The organism is Cellulomonas humilata (genome assembly GCF_030814415.1).
Classification (GTDB): Bacteria; Actinomycetota; Actinomycetes; order Actinomycetales; family Cellulomonadaceae; genus Cellulomonas; species Cellulomonas humilata_A.
The window spans coordinates 135,676-151,207 of sequence record NZ_JAUSVB010000007.1 but is presented as its reverse complement, the minus strand read 5'-3'; the positions used below and the strand labels follow the sequence as shown (position 1 = coordinate 151,207).

Below are 15,532 nucleotides of genomic sequence, written 5' to 3'. Positions count from 1 at the left end.
CGTCCACCTCCCCGACCCTACGATCCGTCACGTGACCTACGTGCTGAGCGACGCGACCGAGCGTCTGGACCGCGACGTCGTCTGGCAGTTCCTCTCGACGGCGGCCTACTGGGGCCGGTGGCGCAGCCGGGCGGACGTCGAGTAGCAGATCGACGGCGCCTGGCGCGTGGTCGGCGCCTACGACGAGGACTCCGGGGCCCTGGTCGGGTTCGCCCGGGCGGTGTCGGACGGCGTCGGCTTCGCGTACCTGGCGGACGTGTTCGTCGTCCCGGAGCACCGCGGCGTCGGCCTGGGCCGCAGGATCGTCGCGACGATGATCGACGACGGACCCGGCGCCGACTTCCGCTGGATGCTCTTCACCGGCGACGCCCACGGCCTGTACCGGGAGTTCGGGTTCGCGGAACCCGACACCACAGCGATGGTCCGCCCCGCCCGGCAGGGCTAGTCCAGGACGTACACCCGCATGCTCAGCGCCTCCACGACGGTGGCCTCACCGGGCTCGGCGTGCAGGCTGCCCTCGATCGCCGCGGCGCGCTCCTCGGCCGGGCTCTCCCAGACGGAGTCCCACGCCAGGCGCCACCGGCCGCCGTGGTCGTCGGCCAGGATCAGGTGCACGGCGTCGAGCGAGCCGTTGATGACCAGCAGCACCGTGTCCTTCTCGGGCGGCGGGGCGGTCCGCACCATCTGCAGCGTGCGGATCGCCGGGTCGTGCCAGCGGTCGTGGTCGAACGCGACGCCGAGCGCGTCGAACCAGGCGAGGTCCGGCCGGCGGCCCGGCACGTACGGGCGGCCCGAGTAGAACCGCTCCGAGCGCAGCGCGGGGTGCTCGCGCCGCAGCAGAAGGAGCCAGCGGGCGGTCGCGAGCAGGTCCGCGCGCCACGGGGTCACGTCCCAGCGCACCCACGAGAGCTCGTTGTCCTGGCAGTACGCGTTGTTGTTCCCGTACTGGGTGCGGCCCATCTCGTCGCCGGCCGTGATCATCGGCGTCCCCGCAGCGAGCACGAGGGTGGCGAACAGGTTGCGGATCGAGCGGCGGCGCAGGGGCACGATGTCGACCGCGGGGGAGTCGGGCCCGACGTGCCCCTCGATGCCGTGGTTCCAGGAGCGGTTGTCGTCGCTGCCGTCGCGGTTCTGCTCCCCGTTGGCAGCGTTGTGCTTGTGGTCGTAGGCCACCAGGTCCGCGAGCGTGAAGCCGTCGTGGGCGGTGATGTAGTTGACCGACGCGCTGGGCCCCCGGACGAGCGGCGGGTCGCTGTGGCCGAACAGGTCCACGGAGCCCGCCAGGCGGGTGGCCAGGTCGCGGACGCGGTGGCCGGGCAGGCCGTGGGCGGCGCGGCCGGGGTCGGCCAGCCAGAACGAGCGGGCGGCGTTGCGGAAGCGGTCGTTCCACTCGGCGAACGGCACCGGGAACTGCCCGGTCCGCCAGCCGCCGGGGCCGACGTCCCACGGCTCGGCGACGAGCTTGAGTCCGTGCAGCGCCGGGTCGATCGCCATCGCGACGAGCGCGGGGTGGTCGGGCGAGAAGCCGCCCGGGTCGCGGCCGAGGGTCACCGCGAGGTCGAAGCGGAAGCCGTCGACGCCCACGACGTCCGCCCAGTAGCGCAGCGAGTCGAGGGCCATCCGGACGACCTCGGCCCGCCGGAAGTCGAGCGTGTTCCCGGTGCCCGTGACGTCCGCGAGCGCCGCGGGCGCCCCGCCGTCCTGCGCGTAGTAGGTGGCGTTGTCCAGGCCGCGCCAGGACAGGTGCTGGCCGGGCAGCCCGCCCTCGCAGGTGTGGTTGTAGACGACGTCGAGCAGCACCTCGAGGCCGGCCTCGTGCAGTGCGTGGACCGCGCCGCGCAGCTCGGCGAGGACGGCGGCGGGACCGGCCGCCTGGGCCGCCGCCGTCGCGAAGGCCGCGTGCGGGGCGAAGAAGCCGAGCGTGCTGTAGCCCCAGTAGTTGGTGAGGCCCTTCTCGACGAGGTGCGGCTCGGAGGAGAACGCGTGCACCGGGAGCAGCTCGATCGCGGTGACGCCCAGCCCGAGCAGGTGGTCGACGACCGCGGGGTGGGCGAGGCCGGCGTAGGTCCCGCGCAGCTCCTCGGGGATCCGGTCGTCCAGCTGGGTCAGACCGCGGACGTGGGCCTCGTAGACGACCGTGCGGGACCACGGCGTCCAGGGCCGGTTGGTGGTCGGGTCCGGTCCCGGCAGGTCGCGGGTGTCGACGACGACCGAGTACGGGACGTGACCGGCGGAGTCGCGCGGGTCCGCGGGACCGTACGGGTCGCCGGCCAGGTCGGGGCCGACGAGGTGGCCGTACGTCTCGGGCGTGTGCGCGACGTCGCCGTCGAGCCCACGGGCGTACGGGTCGACCAGCAGCTTGGCGGGGTTGTAGCGGTGCCCGGCGGCGGGCTCCCACGGTCCGTGCGCGCGGAAGCCGTACCGCTGGCCGGCGCGGACACCGGGCACGGAGGCACCGAAGACACCGTGCCCCGCGGCGGGCAGGGGGATGCGGGTCTCGTCGGCTCCGTCGAACAGGCACAGGTCGACACCCGTCGCGTGGGCGGCGTAGACCGCGACGTCCACGCCCGCGTCGGTGACATGGACACCGAGGCGTGGCGCTCGCCGGCGGGGGGAGGGCGGGGTCACCCGGACATTGTGGGGGGAAGAAGCCCACACGTGTCGGGTGTCTCCGCCCCTGGACCGTGTGCTCACCGGATCCGGGGTGGGCGGTAACGTTCCGCGGGTGAGGATCGTCGTCTGCGTGAAGCATGTCCCTGACATCCAGTCCGAGCGGGCCCTGGGCCCCGACGGTCGCGTGGTTCGCGACGGCGGGGACGGCACCCTGAACGAGCTGGACGAGAACGCCCTCGAGGCGGCGCTGGCCATCGTCGAGGCAGGTGAGGGGACCGTGACGGCGCTGACCGTAGGCCCCGACGACGCCGTCGACGCCGTCCGCCGTGGCCTGCAGATGGGCGCCGAGGACGCGGTCCACGTGGTCGACGACGCGGTCGCCGGCTCGGACGTCGTCGGCACCGCGCGGGTGCTCGCCGCCGCGATCCGCCACCTGGACGCCCAGGAGCACGTCGACCTGGTCATCCTGGGCATGGCCGGGCTGGACGGTCTGACGTCCCTGCTGCCGACGGCCCTCGCGGAGCTGCTCGACCTGCCGGCGCTGCCGCTCGCCGCCGAGCTGACGGTCGACGGGTCCACCGTGCGGGTACGGCGCAACCTCGACCACGCGTCCGAGGTGCTCGAGGCCACGCTGCCGGCCCTGGTGTCCGTCACGGACCAGGCCAACGAGCCGCGCTACCCCAACTTCAAGGGCATCATGGCGGCCCGCAAGAAGCCCGTCACCACCCTGACGCTGGCGGACCTGGGGGTCGACGCCTCGCGCGTCGGGCTGCTCGGTGCCCGCACGGAGGTGCTCGAGGCTGCTGCCCGGCCGCCCCGCGACAACCGCGTGCTCGTGCAGGACACCGGCGACGCCGGCGTCCGCCTCGCCGCGTACCTCGTCGACAACCAGCTCGTCTGACGTCCCGAACCGAAGGATCGCCGCTGTGACCGCACCCGTGCTCGTGCTCGTCGACCACACCGAGGACGGAGCCGTCCGCGCCCCCGTGCGCGAGCTCCTCACGCTCGCCCGCGAGCTGTCCGGCGGCGCCGGCGTGCACGCCGCGTGGGCCGTGGACGGTGTCGAGCCGTCCCCCGAGGCCGTCGCCGAGCTCGCCGCGCTCGGCGCCACCCACGTCCACCGCGTCGTCGTCGACGCGGACCCGCACCTGTCGGCGGTCCTGGCGGAGGCGCTCGCGTCGCTGCTCGACGCCACCGGGGCCGGGCTCCTGCTGGTGGTCTCGTCGTTCGAGAACAAGGAGGCCGCCGCGCGCCTCGCGATCAGCACCGGGGCAGGCGTCGTGACCGACGCCGACGGTCTCGCGCAGGTCGACGGGCGCTACGTCGCCTCGAAGACGGTGTTCGCCGGCACGTGGAACACGACGTGCGCGGTGACGGCTCCGCTGGCGATCGTCGCGCTCAAGCCCAACTCGGTGCAGCCGTCGGTCCTCGAGGGCGCCCCGGCAGCGCAGGTCGGCGAGCACGCCGTGACCGTGAGCGACAAGGCGCGGCGCGTCGCGCTGGTCGAGCGCACCGAGCGGCCCGCGAGCGGTCGTCCCGACCTGGGCAGCGCCAGCATCGTCGTCGCCGGTGGTCGTGGCACCGAGGGGGACTTCTCCGTGGTCGAGGAGCTGGCAGACGTGCTCGGCGCGGCCGTGGGCGCCACGCGCGTCGCCACCGACGAGGGCTGGATCGGGCACGACGCCCAGATCGGCCAGACGGGCGTCACCATCGCGCCGCGGCTCTACGTCGGCGTCGGCGTGTCCGGAGCCGTCCACCACCGCGGGGGGATGCAGGCGTCCGGGACGATCGTCGCGATCAACTCCGACCCCGACGCCCCGATCTTCGAGATCGCGGACTTCGGCGTCGTCGGTGACCTGTTCACCGTCGTGCCGCAGGCCGCCGCGGAGATCCGTCGCCTGAAGGGCTGACTGCTCCGTACGGGTGATCGCGTCGGTCGGGCAACCGAACCGCGGACAGGTGATCTCCCGCTCCGCTACCGTGCGCGTCGGTCCCGGCTGACAGCACGCCGGGCAGGGGTGCCCGAGGAGTGCCGTGATCCGCTACCTGCCGTTCCTGATCGAGATCGCCCTGCTGGTCTACTGCCTGATCGACTGCATCCAGACCGACGTCCCGCGGAACCTGTCGAAGACCACCTGGGTGTTCGTCATCATCCTGCTGCCGGTCGTCGGCGGGATCGCGTGGCTAGTCGCGGGACGTCCCGAGCACCGGCCGCGGCGGAACGTGCCGTGGCCGACGACGCAGACCGCCGGGTTCCCCGAGTACGAGCGGCCGCGCCGGTCGTCCCCGGACGACGACCCCGAGTTCCTGGCCGGCATGCGCTCGTCGGACGACAAGCACGAGCAGATGCTCAAGGACTGGGAGGCGCAGCTGCGCGACCGGGAGCACAAGCTGCAGGCCGACGAGCCGCGCGACCCGGCCTGACGTCTCGCGGCGCCGTTCCGGGCGGATAATCCGGCCATGCGACGGCGCACGGGCATGGAGGCGGTCGAGCTCGTGGAGCGCGACGACGTGGCCCCGCGTCCCGAGGATCCGGGCGATGTCGCTCCCCGGCGCAGGTCGCGACGGTGGCTGCTCGTCCCTCTGCTCGTGGCCGTCGCGCTCGTCGGCGCGCAGGTCGTCGTGGAGGCGCGCGAACGGGCCGCGGTCGAGGCGTTGGCGCAGGTCGAGGGCGTCGTCCGGCCCGTCGACGAGGACGTGCAGATCCTCTGGACGCTGGACGCCGGCACCCAGTGGGTGCCCTGGTCGGGGCAGACCGGTGGCGTCCTCGTCGGCCTGCAGCGGGCCAGCGACGGGTCGCAGGCGCTCATCGCGGTCGACGAGCTGACCGGGGAGCGCCGCTGGACGACGCCCCTGGCCGACGCGCACGCCGACCATGCGGAGGACGGGTTCAGCCCGGTCGGTGGCTGTGCCGTCGAGCCGGGGGACAGCGGACGGATCGTGTGCCTGGTGACGGACGCGTACCTCGCGTTCCGGCAGACGGAGAACGTGCTCGTCCCGTCGGACGTGAGCCGGATCGTCGTCGCGGACAGCGCGGACGGTTCCGTGGTGGCCGAGCACGAGGCTCCGGGCGCGGTGGCGTTCACGGTGCTCCCGGGTGCCGTCGCGGTCGGCGTCCCCCGCGCCGACGGCGCGCTCGTCGTCACCGCGACGGACCTGCTGACCGGCCGGCAGCACTGGCAGTCGGTCGTGCCGACCGCCGGCGCCGAGCCCGACGAGGGCGGCTTCGTCGACCGGTCCACCACGATGCTCCGCACGGACGACGGCCTCGCCGTCGTGACGGCCGGACGCCGGATCACGGTGCTCGACGGCGACGGTGGTCCGGCGCGCACCGTGATCGACGCGAGCAACGGCTTCGCAGTGGACGAGCGGCTCGGCGTCGTCGTCGCGTTCTCGCTGGACGACGAGGGGCAGGAGACGACGACCATCGTCGGGGGCGGTCCGGACCTCGTGCTCCCGGGGCGGCTGGCGCGGGTCTCGGCCGACGACGGCAGCCTCTCCGACCTCGTGCTCGCGGCCGGCTCGAGGATCCGCGCCTACGACCGGTCCACCGGGCGCGAGCTGTGGGACGTCGGGCACGGCCTGTCGGGCACGGCGGTCGTGGCGCGGGGGAGGGCGTACCTGAGCACCCCGGACGGGGTGGTGGCGATCGACGGCCGCACCGGCGCCGAGCTCTGGCGGGCACCGGTGCTCACGGGCCGGACGATGGGCGACCTGGTGACCGACGGGCACCACCTGCTCAGCGCGCAGCAGCGGCCCGACGAGCCGGGTGCCGTGACGGCGCTGAACGACTGGCCGGGCGTCGGCGAGCTCGTGGCCTACCGGTTCGACGACGGCGGCGAGGACTGGCGCGTCGACCTGCCCGGGACCCTGCTCGGGGTGGCGTCCGAGGGGCACACGCTGCTCGGCTGGGGGCCCGCGGGCGCCGTCCTCGGCTGACGCCTCGTCTCAGGACAGGTCGCGCAGCCAGCGGACGGTGGCGACGCCTTGTGCGGCCTGGAAGCGGCGCAGGTTCGGGATGCCCAGCGGCGCGGGCTGCCGCGAGCTCCACGCGAAGTAGCCGGACAGACCGGCCAGACCCGCGCGCAGGTCGTCGTCGTGCACGCCGTCCGACACGGGGTGCGTCCGGAAGTTGGTCGCCGGGTCACCGCCGCCCTGGAGCGCGACGCTGGGCAGCATGAACGCCAGGTCGAGCCACGGCGCACCGACGCTCGCGTGCGGCCAGTCGATGATCCAGACCCGGTGCTGGTGGTCGGGGTCGATCATGACGTTGTCGGCGCGCAGGTCCCCGTGCACGAGGGAGTCCCCGGCGCACACCCGCAGCGACTCCTGCTCCCAGCGGACCAGCTGCTCCACGTTCTCCAGCGACCAGCGGCCGATGTCGCCGGCCAGGTCCGCGTACTGGTGCTTGGTCTCGTGGTCGAGGGCGTGCAGCTTGCGCCAGCCGGTGAAGTCCTCGGCCAGCTGGTCGTCCGTGCGCGGCAGCGCGTGCCCGGGGAGGGGCTCGGCATCTGCGAGCGCTCCCACGGCGTCGGCGACGGCGCGCAGGTCCTCGGGCTTCCAGGGCAGCTCGGGGGAGCGCCCGTGCACCACCTCGAAGCCGAGGATCACCCAGTCGCCGTCGTCGGAGGACCACAGGAGGTGCGGTGCCGGGACCTGCGGGGGCAGCGCGCGGGAGACCCGGATCTCGGCGCGGGCGAGGTCGGGGGAGACGGGGTTCTGCTCGCCGGAGACGGCCTTGACGAAGACGCCGCGCCCGTCGGCGAGCTCGAGCACGGCGGCGAAACCGGGGCTGAACCCGCTGGTCGCGCTGATCTCTGCCGTGACCTGGGCACCCGCCAGCTCGGCGATCCGGGCCCGTACGTGCCGGGGGAGGTCACGCCAGTCCAGCCGCTGGCCGCTGAAGGCGAGCGGGAGGGCAATGACGTCGTCGGCACTCACGCGGCACATCCTGCCAGTTCGCGCGGGGCGCTCGGTGGGTGATCCCACGGGACGTGCGCACGGGTCTGGCCGCGCGGGTTCGTAGACTGGAGCCGATGAGCGTGTATCTCGACCATGCGGCGACCACGCCCATGCTCCCGGAGGCCGCGCGGGTGCTCGCTGAGCAGCTCGTGCGCACCGGCAACCCTTCGTCCCTGCACGCGTCCGGTCGTGCGGCCCGTCGGGTGGTCGAGGAGGCCCGTGAGCGGCTCGCCGCGGCCCTCGGCGCCCGGCCGAGCGAGGTCGTGTGGACGTCGGGAGGCACGGAGGCCGACAACCTCGCGGTCAAGGGCATGTTCTGGTCGCGACGGAACCAGGACCGACGGCGCCGACGCCTGCTCGTCTCCGGCGTGGAGCACCACGCCGTGCTGGACCCGGCGTTCTGGATGGCCGAGCACGCGGGCGCCGAGCTGGTGCTGCTGCCGGTCGACGCCGACGGGGTGCTGGACGTCGACGCGCTGCACGAGGAGCTGGAGCGCAGCGCCGACCAGGTCGCGCTGATCTCCGTGATGTGGGCGAACAACGAGGTCGGGACCCTGCAGCCGCTGGACGACGTGGTCGCGCTCGCGCGCCGGTACGGCGTCCCGGTGCACGCCGACGCGGTGCAGGCCGTCGGCCAGGTGCCGGTCGACTTCGGTGCGTCGGGTCTCGACGCGATGACCATCAGCGGGCACAAGGTGGGCGGCCCCGGCGGCGCCGGTGCGCTCCTGGCCCGGCGCGGGCTCGACCTGACACCCGTCCTGCACGGCGGCGGGCAGGAGCGCGGGGTGCGGTCCGGCACGCTCGACGCCGCCCTGCTCGCGTCGTTCGGGCTCGCCGTCGAGGACGCCGTCGCGGGGCGTGAGGCGTTCGCCGCTCGCGTGGGAGCGCTCCGCGACTCCTTGGTCGAGGGCGTCGAGGGCGCGGTCCCCGATGCGGTGCTGCGCGGACCGAGGGACACCCCGCGGCGGCTGCCCGCCAACGCCCACTTCACGTTCCCCGGCTGCGAGGGCGACTCGCTGCTCTACCTGCTCGACTCCGCCGGGATCGAGGCGTCGACCGGGTCGGCCTGCCAGGCGGGTGTTCCCCGGCCCAGCCACGTCCTGCTGGCGATGGGGGTCGACGAGGTCGCCGCGCGCGGTGCGCTGCGGTTCAGCCTGGGGCACCCGTCGACCGCCGCCGACGTCGACGCGCTGCTCGCGGCACTGCCCGGCGTGGTCGACCGCGCCCGGGCCGCCGGGCTCGCGACCGTCGGGTCGGTGACCTGATGCGCGTCCTGGCCGCCCTGTCCGGTGGCGTCGACTCCGCCGTCGCGGCGGCGCGTGCGGTGGATGCCGGGCACGACGTCGTCGGCGTGCACATGGCGCTGTCCCGCACGCGCGACCAGTTCCGCACCGGCTCGCGCGGGTGCTGCTCGATCGAGGACGCGGGGGACGCCCGTCGCGCCGCCGACGTGCTGGGCATCCCGTACTACGTGTGGGACCTGTCCGAGCGGTTCGAGGAGACCGTCGTCGCGGACTTCGTCGCCGAGTACGAGGCCGGCCGCACCCCGAACCCGTGCGTGCGCTGCAACGAGCACATCAAGTTCGCCACGCTGCTGGACAAGGCCGTCGCCCTCGGGTTCGACGCCGTCTGCACCGGCCACTACGCCCGCATCGAGACCCGCGCGGACGGCACCCGGGAGCTGCACCGTGCCCGGGATCTGGCCAAGGACCAGTCGTACGTGCTCGCCGTGATGGGCCCGGAGCGCCTGGCGCGGTCGATGTTCCCCCTCGGCGACGTCGCCTCCAAGGAGGAGACCCGCGCCGAGGCGGCCGCCCGCGGGCTGTCCGTGTCCGCCAAGCCGGACTCCTACGACATCTGCTTCGTCGCCGACGGCGACACCCAGGGCTTCCTGCGCTCGCGGCTCGGGTCGCAGCCCGGCGAGATCGTCGACGGCTCCGGCGCGGTGCTCGGGCAGCACGACGGGGCGTACGCGTTCACCGTGGGGCAGCGCAAGGGTCTGTCGATCGGCCGGCCCGCCCCCGACGGCAAGCCGCGGTACGTGCTCTCGGTCGAGCCGGTGAACAACCGGGTGGTCGTCGGGTCCGTCGACGAGCTCGCGGTGCAGGCCGTCGAGGCGGACCGCGCCGTCTGGTTCGCCGACACGGACGGCACCTTCGCGTGCTCCCTGCAGGTCCGCGCACACGGTTCCGCGGTACCCGCGCGGGCCACCGTGCGCGACGGGAACGTCGAGATCGTGCTCGACTCGTCGGGTGACCTCCGGGGTGTCGCCCCGGGGCAGTCGGCGGTGCTCTACGACGGCACCCGCGTGCTCGGCCAAGCGACCGTGACCGCCGCGCAGCGCGCGACCGTCGGCGTCGCCCGGTGAGCGGCGGACGACCGGGCGTCACGGGCAGCGGGCCGTGGCCCGGCCTGGACGTGCTCGAGGCGCAGACCGTCGTCGTCGGCGACCTCGTCGACACCCCGTCCGAGGTCGCCGGTCTCCCGTTCACCGTCACCCTCGCCGAGCGCGGGCCCTGGAGCGACCGCATCGGCCGTCCTGCGGCCCTGCTCGCCGAGCTGCCCACCGAGCTGGGGCCGCACGGCTGGAAGCTCGCCGACCGCCCCAGCCGTGACCTCGCCCGCGCCCAGGCCTACGTGCGCGAGGACGTCGACGCGCTCGCGGTCGCCGGGCACGGCTGGGCCGGACCGCTCGTCGTGCCCGTGCTGGGTCCGATGACGCTCGCCGCCTCCCTCTACCTCTCCCGCGGCGACCGCGTGGTGTCCGACGCCGGTGCCGTCCGCGAGCTCGCCGCGTCCCTGGCTGCCGGCATCGCCGAGCACCTCGCCGCGATCCGTCGCTCGGTGCCCGGTGCGGAGCCGACCGTGCTGCTCCACGAGCCCCTGCTCGCGCAGGTCATGGCCGGGGTGCTGCCGTCGTTCTCCGGCTACTCGGCGCTGCGCTCGGTGCCCGGTCCGGTGGCGGCCGAGCGCATCGGCGAGGTGGCACGCGCCCTCGACGGTGCCCGGGTCATCGTGCACGGCGGCACCGCCTGGACCTCGCTCGGGGCGATCCGCGCGGCCGCCGTCGACGGGTTCGCGCTCGCCGTGCCCGCGCTCGACGAGCGCAGCTGGGAGAAGGTCGCCGAGGTGATCGAGGGCGGTCTCGCGTTCTGGCCCGAGCTCGCGCCGCAGGCCACCTCGCAGTGCGCGGGACCCGACGTGACCGGGCAGGCCGACACGCTCACCCGGCCGTGGCGGTCCGTGGGGCTGCCGATGGCGGGGCTGCGTGACGTCGTGCTCCTCGCCGGCGACATCACCGGGAAGGGCAGCCCGGACGACGCCCGCGCCGTGCTGGCCGGACTGGTCCGGGCCGCGCGGATCGTGGCCGAACGAGCGGAGGCATGACGGTGGCTGCTGCACAGCCGAGCGTGAGGCGCGCCCTGGCGCTGCTCGTGGGGTCCGGGGCGGCGATCGTCGGGATGGTGCTGCTCGTCATCTGCTACACGGGCATCGGCGTGACCACCCTGACCGCCACGAACGACGACCCCGACCCCTGCGTGGAGGCCTACGCCGCCGGGACCGACTCCGCGAGCGTGCGCTACACCGTCGTCCCGCCGAAGGCCATCTGCACGTGGGACGTCGACGGCGAGCCCACCGAGGTCGTCGTGGCCGCCGCGTCGGTCCCGCTGTTCGCCACGGGTGCGGTGCTCGCGGTCGGCGGCGTGCTGGTGTGCGGGGTGCTGGTGGTCGGGCCGTGGCTGAGCAGACGACGGTCGTCCGCGACCTGACGGCGTGGACACCGCAGGTGTGGGCGGTGCGCGAGAGGATGGGCTGGTGAGCGACGAAGCACCCGCGCCTGTGAGCGCGTCCGCCGAGACCGAGATCCCCGCGCACGCCCGTCACCGGTGGGCCGAGCTGGCCGCCCTGATCGAGGCGGACCAGTTCGCGTACTACATCCGCGACGCGCCCGTGTCCTCGGACAAGGAGTACGACGAGCGGCTCCGGGAGCTCCAGGCGCTGGAGGACGAGCACCCGGGGCTGCGAACGCCGGACTCGCCGACGCAGCGCGTGGGCGGCACGTTCTCGACGGAGTTCGCGTCGGTCGCGCACGTCGAGCGGATGCTCTCGCTGGACAACGCGTTCTCCGACGAGGACATCGCCACCTGGGCGGGCCGGCTGCACCGGGACCTGGAGTCGGACGCGTCCATCCACTACCTGTGCGAGCTGAAGATCGACGGGCTGGCCATCGCGCTGCTGTACGAGAAGGGCCGGCTGGTCCGGGCTGCGACCCGCGGGGACGGGCGCACCGGCGAGGACGTCACGCTGAACGTCCGGACGATCTCGACGATCCCCGACGTGCTCGGTGGGGACCCGGCGACGCACCCGGAGCGGATCGAGATCCGTGGCGAGGTGTTCCTGCCGGTCGCGGCGTTCGCGGAGCTCAACGCGTCGCAGGTGGAGGCGGGCAAGAGCCCGTTCGCCAACCCGCGCAACGCGGCCGCCGGCTCGCTGCGGCAGAAGGACCCTCGGGTCACCGCGTCGCGGGACCTGCGGATGTACGCGCACGGCATCGGCGCGCTGGTCTGGGGCGCCGGGCAGGGCACCGGGATCGAGCGGCAGTCGCAGGTCTACGACCTGCTGGCCGGCTGGGGCGTCCCGGTCTCGGGGCACACGCGCATCGTCGAGGGGCTCGACGGGGTGCGGGAGATGATCGCCTACTACGGCGAGCACCGGCACGACGTCGAGCACGAGATCGACGGCATCGTGATGAAGGTCGACGAGATCGCGCTGCAGCGCCGGCTCGGGTCCACCAGCCGGGCGCCGCGCTGGGCGATCGCGTACAAGTACCCGCCCGAGGAGGTGAACACCAAGCTCCTCGACATCCGCGTGAACGTGGGGCGCACCGGGCGCGTGACGCCGTTCGGCGTGATGGAGCCGGTGTTCGTGTCGGGCTCGACGGTCGAGATGGCGACGCTGCACAACGCGAGCGAGGTGGCCCGCAAGGGCGTGCTCATCGGCGACACGGTGGTGCTGCGCAAGGCCGGGGACGTCATCCCCGAGATCGTCGGGCCCGTGGTGGACCTGCGGGACGGCACCGAGCGCGCGTTCGTCATGCCGACCGAGTGCCCCTCGTGCGGCACCCCGCTGGCGCCCGCGAAGGAGGGCGACGTCGACATCCGCTGCCCCAACCAGCGGTCCTGCCCGTCGCAGCTGCGCGAGCGGCTGTTCCACGTCGCGTCCCGCGGCGCGTTCGACATCGAGGCGCTCGGCTGGGAGGCCGCCAGCGCGTTGCTGACCGCCGGGGTGGTGACCGACGAGGGCGACCTGTTCGCGCTCGACGCGGACGCGTTGCGCAAGGTGCCGCTGTTCACGCTGTCGGCCCGCTCCAAGGTGGCCGGCGCCGTCCGCGAGGCGGGAGACCTCAACGCGACCGGTGCGGCGCTGCTCGGCAACCTGGAGAAGGCCAAGGAGGCTGCGCTCTGGCGCGTGATCGTGGCGCTGTCCATCCGGCACGTCGGCCCGACCGCCGCGCGGGCGCTCGCGCAGCACTTCGCGTCGATCCCGGCGATCGCCACCGCGACCGAGGAGGAGATCGGCGCGGCCGAGGGTGTCGGTCCGACGATCGCGGCGGCGGTGGTGTCCTGGTTCGAGCAGCCGGGCGAGGACGACAAGTGGCACGCGGCGATCGTCGAGAAGTGGGCCGCCGCCGGGGTGCGGATGCAGGAGGAGCGCGACGAGTCCGCGCCGCGCACGCTCGAAGGGCTGACCGTCGTGGTCACCGGCGGGCTCGAGCGGTTCAGCCGGGACGGCGCGAAGGAGGCGATCCTGGCGCGCGGCGGCAAGTCGGCGGGCAGCGTCTCCAAGAAGACGGACTACGTGGTGGTCGGCGAGAACGCGGGGTCCAAGGAGGCCAAGGCGCGCGAGCTCGGGCTGCGGATCCTGGACGAGGCGGGCTTCGAGCGGCTGCTGGCGGAGGGGCCGGCAGGCGTGGGGGACAGCCCGGCGGCGGACGAGCGGGTCGACGAGCCGGAGGCATGACGTGACCGGTGCCGTGGTCCGGGTCGCGGCCGGCGCGCAGGTGGCGGACGCCGGGGCGCTGACCGCCGAGGCGTACCTCGCGGACCGCCTGGTCGACGCGAGCGATTCCTACGCCGACGAGCTGCGGGACGCCGAGCGGCGGGCACGGGAGGCGACGCTGCTGGTCGCGCTGATCCCTCCGGGGGAGGGCGACGGTGCGAACGTCCGGGACGACGACCTGGTGGTCGTCGGCACCGTGACGCTCGCCCCGTACGGCACGTCCTACGCCGAGGTCGCGGAGCCGGGCGAGCTGGAGATCCGGATGCTCGCGGTCGCGCCGGAGGCCCGGCGCCGCGGCATCGCTGAGCTCCTGGTGTCGGCCGCGCTGCGCGAGGCGGTCGCCGGCGGTGCGACGCGGGTGGTGCTGTCGACGCTCGACTCGATGCAGGCCGCACAGCGCCTGTACCAGCGGCTCGGGTTCGTGGCCGTCCCGGAGCGCGACTGGGGGCACGTCGAGGTGCACCTGCGCGTGCACACGTGGACCGCGCCGGACGCGCCCGGTGCGCTGGTCGAGTCCGCGACGTGGCCGCCGGCCCGGGTGGTCGACGTGGACGGCTGGCGTGTGGGTCTGTCCGGCGGGCTGACGCGCCGTGCGAACAGCGTCCTGCCGCTCGGCACGCCGCCCGACGTCACGGCGACGCTCGACCGGGTCGAGGAGCTCTACGCGGCTGAAGGGCAGCCCTCGATCGTGCGCGTGTGCCGCGCGTCGCCGCGGGGCCTGGACGACCTGCTCGCGCTGCGCGACTACGAGGTCATGTCCCGGACCGACGTGCTGGTGCGGGAGCTCGACGGGCTCGAACCGCGCCACGGCGCCGTCCGCACGGCCGCCGGACCGGTGCGGGTCGCGGTCGCGGACCGACCCGGCGACGCGTGGCTCGCGGCGTGGTCCGGCTCCAAGGCCCGGCTGCACGCCACCGGCGCCGCGGCGGAGGCCGACGACGCGAGCCTCTCCCTGGCCCGCAGCGTGCTCGGCGGGGCGCCCGCCGTGTACCTCACGGCGACGGACGCAACGGGACTGGTCGGGGTGATCCGTGCGGCGTTCGCCGAGGAGTGGGTCGCGCTGTCGTGCCTCGTCGTCGCGCAGGCCGCTCGTCGCCACGGGCTCGGGCGGTACCTGACCGAGCGGGCGCTCGACGAGGCTGCGCAGCGGGGTGCCCGGCGGGCGTTCCTGCAGGTCGAGGCCGAGAACACCGCCGCAGGGGCGCTCTACACGGCGCTCGGGTTCCGGCCGGCGGAGCGGTACGTCTACCGGGAGCGGAGCTAGGCGAAGTACGTGGCGAAGCGGGCGGCTGCGAGCTCGTCGCCCTCGACGGTCGCCTCTCCGGCTGCGACGACGTCGGCCAGCGTGCGGTCGCCGGACACGATCGCGTCGAGCTCCCGGGGTGTGGTCGTGATGACGGCCTCCGGCGCCTCGGCGGAGCCGCGTGCGACGTCGACGCGGCCGTCGTGCAGCCGGACGGCGAACCGGTACTGGCCCAGTCGCAGCTCGTAGGCGGCGGGCGGGTCGGTGTGGGTGAGCTGCGCGGCCAGCGACAGGATCACCGAGTCGACCCCGACGTGGGCGTCGCGGGGCAGGGTGGGGGAGCGGACGCCCCACGCTCCGAGCGCGAGGACCACGGGTTCGAGCTCGGCGCCGCGAGGCGTCAGCGCGTACACGGCGACGCCGGCCGGGGGTGGCAGCGTGGTGCGCTCGACGATCCCCTCGGCGTCGAGCTCGCGCAGCCGCTGGCTCAGGATGTTCGCGCTGACCCCCGGCAGGCCCGCGCGCAGGTCGGAGAACCGCTTGGGTCCCAGGAGCAGCTCCCGGACGACGAGCAGCGCCCACCGTTCCCCCACCAGGTCGAGCGCGTGGGCGATCCCGCAGCCGTCGTCGTACGTGCGCGTCATGGAGGCATAC

The 15,532-nt window shown here is 74.4% G+C and carries 14 protein-coding genes; 11 read left to right on the top strand and 3 right to left on the bottom strand.

Annotation, left to right across the window (positions count from 1 at the left end; all coding sequences use genetic code 11):
• The first annotated feature begins 166 nt into the window (after positions 1–166).
• Positions 167–445: a GNAT family N-acetyltransferase gene (locus J2X26_RS21230; protein ID WP_307494701.1), complete on the top strand. Its 279-nt coding sequence runs from the start codon at positions 167–169 to the stop codon at positions 443–445.
• Here J2X26_RS21230 and glgX read toward each other — a convergent pair.
• Positions 442–2,628 (bottom strand): glycogen debranching protein GlgX, encoded by a 2,187-nt coding sequence (glgX, locus tag J2X26_RS21225; RefSeq protein ID WP_307494700.1) that lies wholly within the window; start codon positions 2,626–2,628, stop codon positions 442–444. The genes J2X26_RS21230 and glgX overlap by 4 nt on opposite strands.
• Before the next feature lie 97 nt (positions 2,629–2,725).
• On the opposite strand from glgX, the gene J2X26_RS21220 reads away from it, so the two are divergent.
• The 4 genes from J2X26_RS21220 (at position 2,726) to J2X26_RS21205 (ending at position 6,552) form a co-directional block, all read left to right on the top strand.
• A complete protein-coding gene (locus J2X26_RS21220) occupies positions 2,726–3,514 on the top strand; it encodes an electron transfer flavoprotein subunit beta/FixA family protein (protein ID WP_307494699.1) in 789 nt (262 codons plus the stop codon).
• 25 nt (positions 3,515–3,539) lie between these two features.
• A complete protein-coding gene (locus tag J2X26_RS21215; RefSeq protein ID WP_307494698.1) occupies positions 3,540–4,523 on the top strand; it encodes an electron transfer flavoprotein subunit alpha/FixB family protein in 984 nt (327 codons plus the stop codon).
• A gap of 124 nt (positions 4,524–4,647) precedes the next feature.
• Complete coding sequence (locus J2X26_RS21210; protein ID WP_307494697.1) at positions 4,648–5,037, top strand: PLD nuclease N-terminal domain-containing protein; 390 nt, start codon at positions 4,648–4,650, stop codon at positions 5,035–5,037.
• Positions 5,038–5,073: 36 nt separating this feature from the next.
• Complete coding sequence (locus J2X26_RS21205; RefSeq protein WP_307494696.1) at positions 5,074–6,552, top strand: outer membrane protein assembly factor BamB family protein; 1,479 nt, start codon at positions 5,074–5,076, stop codon at positions 6,550–6,552.
• 9 nt (positions 6,553–6,561) lie between these two features.
• On the opposite strand, the gene J2X26_RS21200 is transcribed toward J2X26_RS21205, so the two are convergent.
• A complete protein-coding gene (locus tag J2X26_RS21200; RefSeq protein WP_307494695.1) occupies positions 6,562–7,563 on the bottom strand; it encodes a phosphotransferase family protein in 1,002 nt (333 codons plus the stop codon).
• An 86-nt stretch (positions 7,564–7,649) separates the two neighbouring features.
• Between J2X26_RS21200 and J2X26_RS21195 the strand changes: the two genes are divergently transcribed.
• The 6 genes from J2X26_RS21195 to J2X26_RS21170 are packed head-to-tail and all read left to right on the top strand — an operon-like array spanning position 7,650 to position 14,899.
• Entirely contained in the window at positions 7,650–8,840 is a 1,191-nt protein-coding gene (locus J2X26_RS21195; RefSeq protein WP_307494694.1) for a cysteine desulfurase family protein, read from the top strand.
• A complete protein-coding gene (mnmA, locus tag J2X26_RS21190; protein WP_307494693.1) occupies positions 8,840–9,943 on the top strand; it encodes a tRNA 2-thiouridine(34) synthase MnmA in 1,104 nt (367 codons plus the stop codon). The genes J2X26_RS21195 and mnmA overlap by 1 nt, the downstream gene beginning before the upstream one ends.
• Positions 9,940–10,962, top strand: coding sequence for a hypothetical protein (locus J2X26_RS21185; protein ID WP_307494692.1), 1,023 nt, complete (start codon positions 9,940–9,942; stop codon positions 10,960–10,962). The genes mnmA and J2X26_RS21185 overlap by 4 nt, the downstream gene beginning before the upstream one ends.
• Positions 10,959–11,345 (top strand): hypothetical protein, encoded by a 387-nt coding sequence (locus J2X26_RS21180; RefSeq protein ID WP_307494691.1) that lies wholly within the window; start codon positions 10,959–10,961, stop codon positions 11,343–11,345. Before J2X26_RS21185 ends, J2X26_RS21180 begins: the two co-directional genes overlap by 4 nt.
• A gap of 46 nt (positions 11,346–11,391) precedes the next feature.
• Positions 11,392–13,596 carry an NAD-dependent DNA ligase LigA gene (gene ligA, locus J2X26_RS21175; protein WP_439897886.1) on the top strand — a complete coding sequence of 735 codons (2,205 nt, stop codon included), beginning with the start codon at positions 11,392–11,394 and terminating at the stop codon, positions 13,594–13,596.
• Between the two features lies 1 nt (position 13,597).
• Positions 13,598–14,899: a GNAT family N-acetyltransferase gene (locus J2X26_RS21170; RefSeq protein WP_307494690.1), complete on the top strand. Its 1,302-nt coding sequence runs from the start codon at positions 13,598–13,600 to the stop codon at positions 14,897–14,899.
• On the opposite strand, the gene J2X26_RS21165 is transcribed toward J2X26_RS21170, so the two are convergent.
• Positions 14,896–15,522, bottom strand: coding sequence for a winged helix-turn-helix transcriptional regulator (locus tag J2X26_RS21165; RefSeq protein WP_307494689.1), 627 nt, complete (start codon positions 15,520–15,522; stop codon positions 14,896–14,898). The two genes, J2X26_RS21170 and J2X26_RS21165, sit on opposite strands and share 4 nt — an antisense overlap.
• Between the last annotated feature and the right edge of the window lie 10 nt (positions 15,523–15,532).

What these genes read in the sequence shown, in the direction of transcription:
- J2X26_RS21205 (WP_307494696.1), top strand. Translation starts at nt 5,074, where the DNA reads ATGCGACGGCGCACGGGCATGGAGGCGGTCGAGCTCGTGGAGCGCGAC.
- J2X26_RS21200 (WP_307494695.1), bottom strand. Translation starts at nt 7,563, where the DNA reads ATGTGCCGCGTGAGTGCCGACGACGTCATTGCCCTCCCGCTCGCCTTC.
- J2X26_RS21195 (WP_307494694.1), top strand. Translation starts at nt 7,650, where the DNA reads ATGAGCGTGTATCTCGACCATGCGGCGACCACGCCCATGCTCCCGGAG.
- mnmA (WP_307494693.1), top strand. Translation starts at nt 8,840, where the DNA reads ATGCGCGTCCTGGCCGCCCTGTCCGGTGGCGTCGACTCCGCCGTCGCG.
- J2X26_RS21180 (WP_307494691.1), top strand. Translation starts at nt 10,959, where the DNA reads ATGACGGTGGCTGCTGCACAGCCGAGCGTGAGGCGCGCCCTGGCGCTG.
- J2X26_RS21165 (WP_307494689.1), bottom strand. Translation starts at nt 15,522, where the DNA reads ATGACGCGCACGTACGACGACGGCTGCGGGATCGCCCACGCGCTCGAC.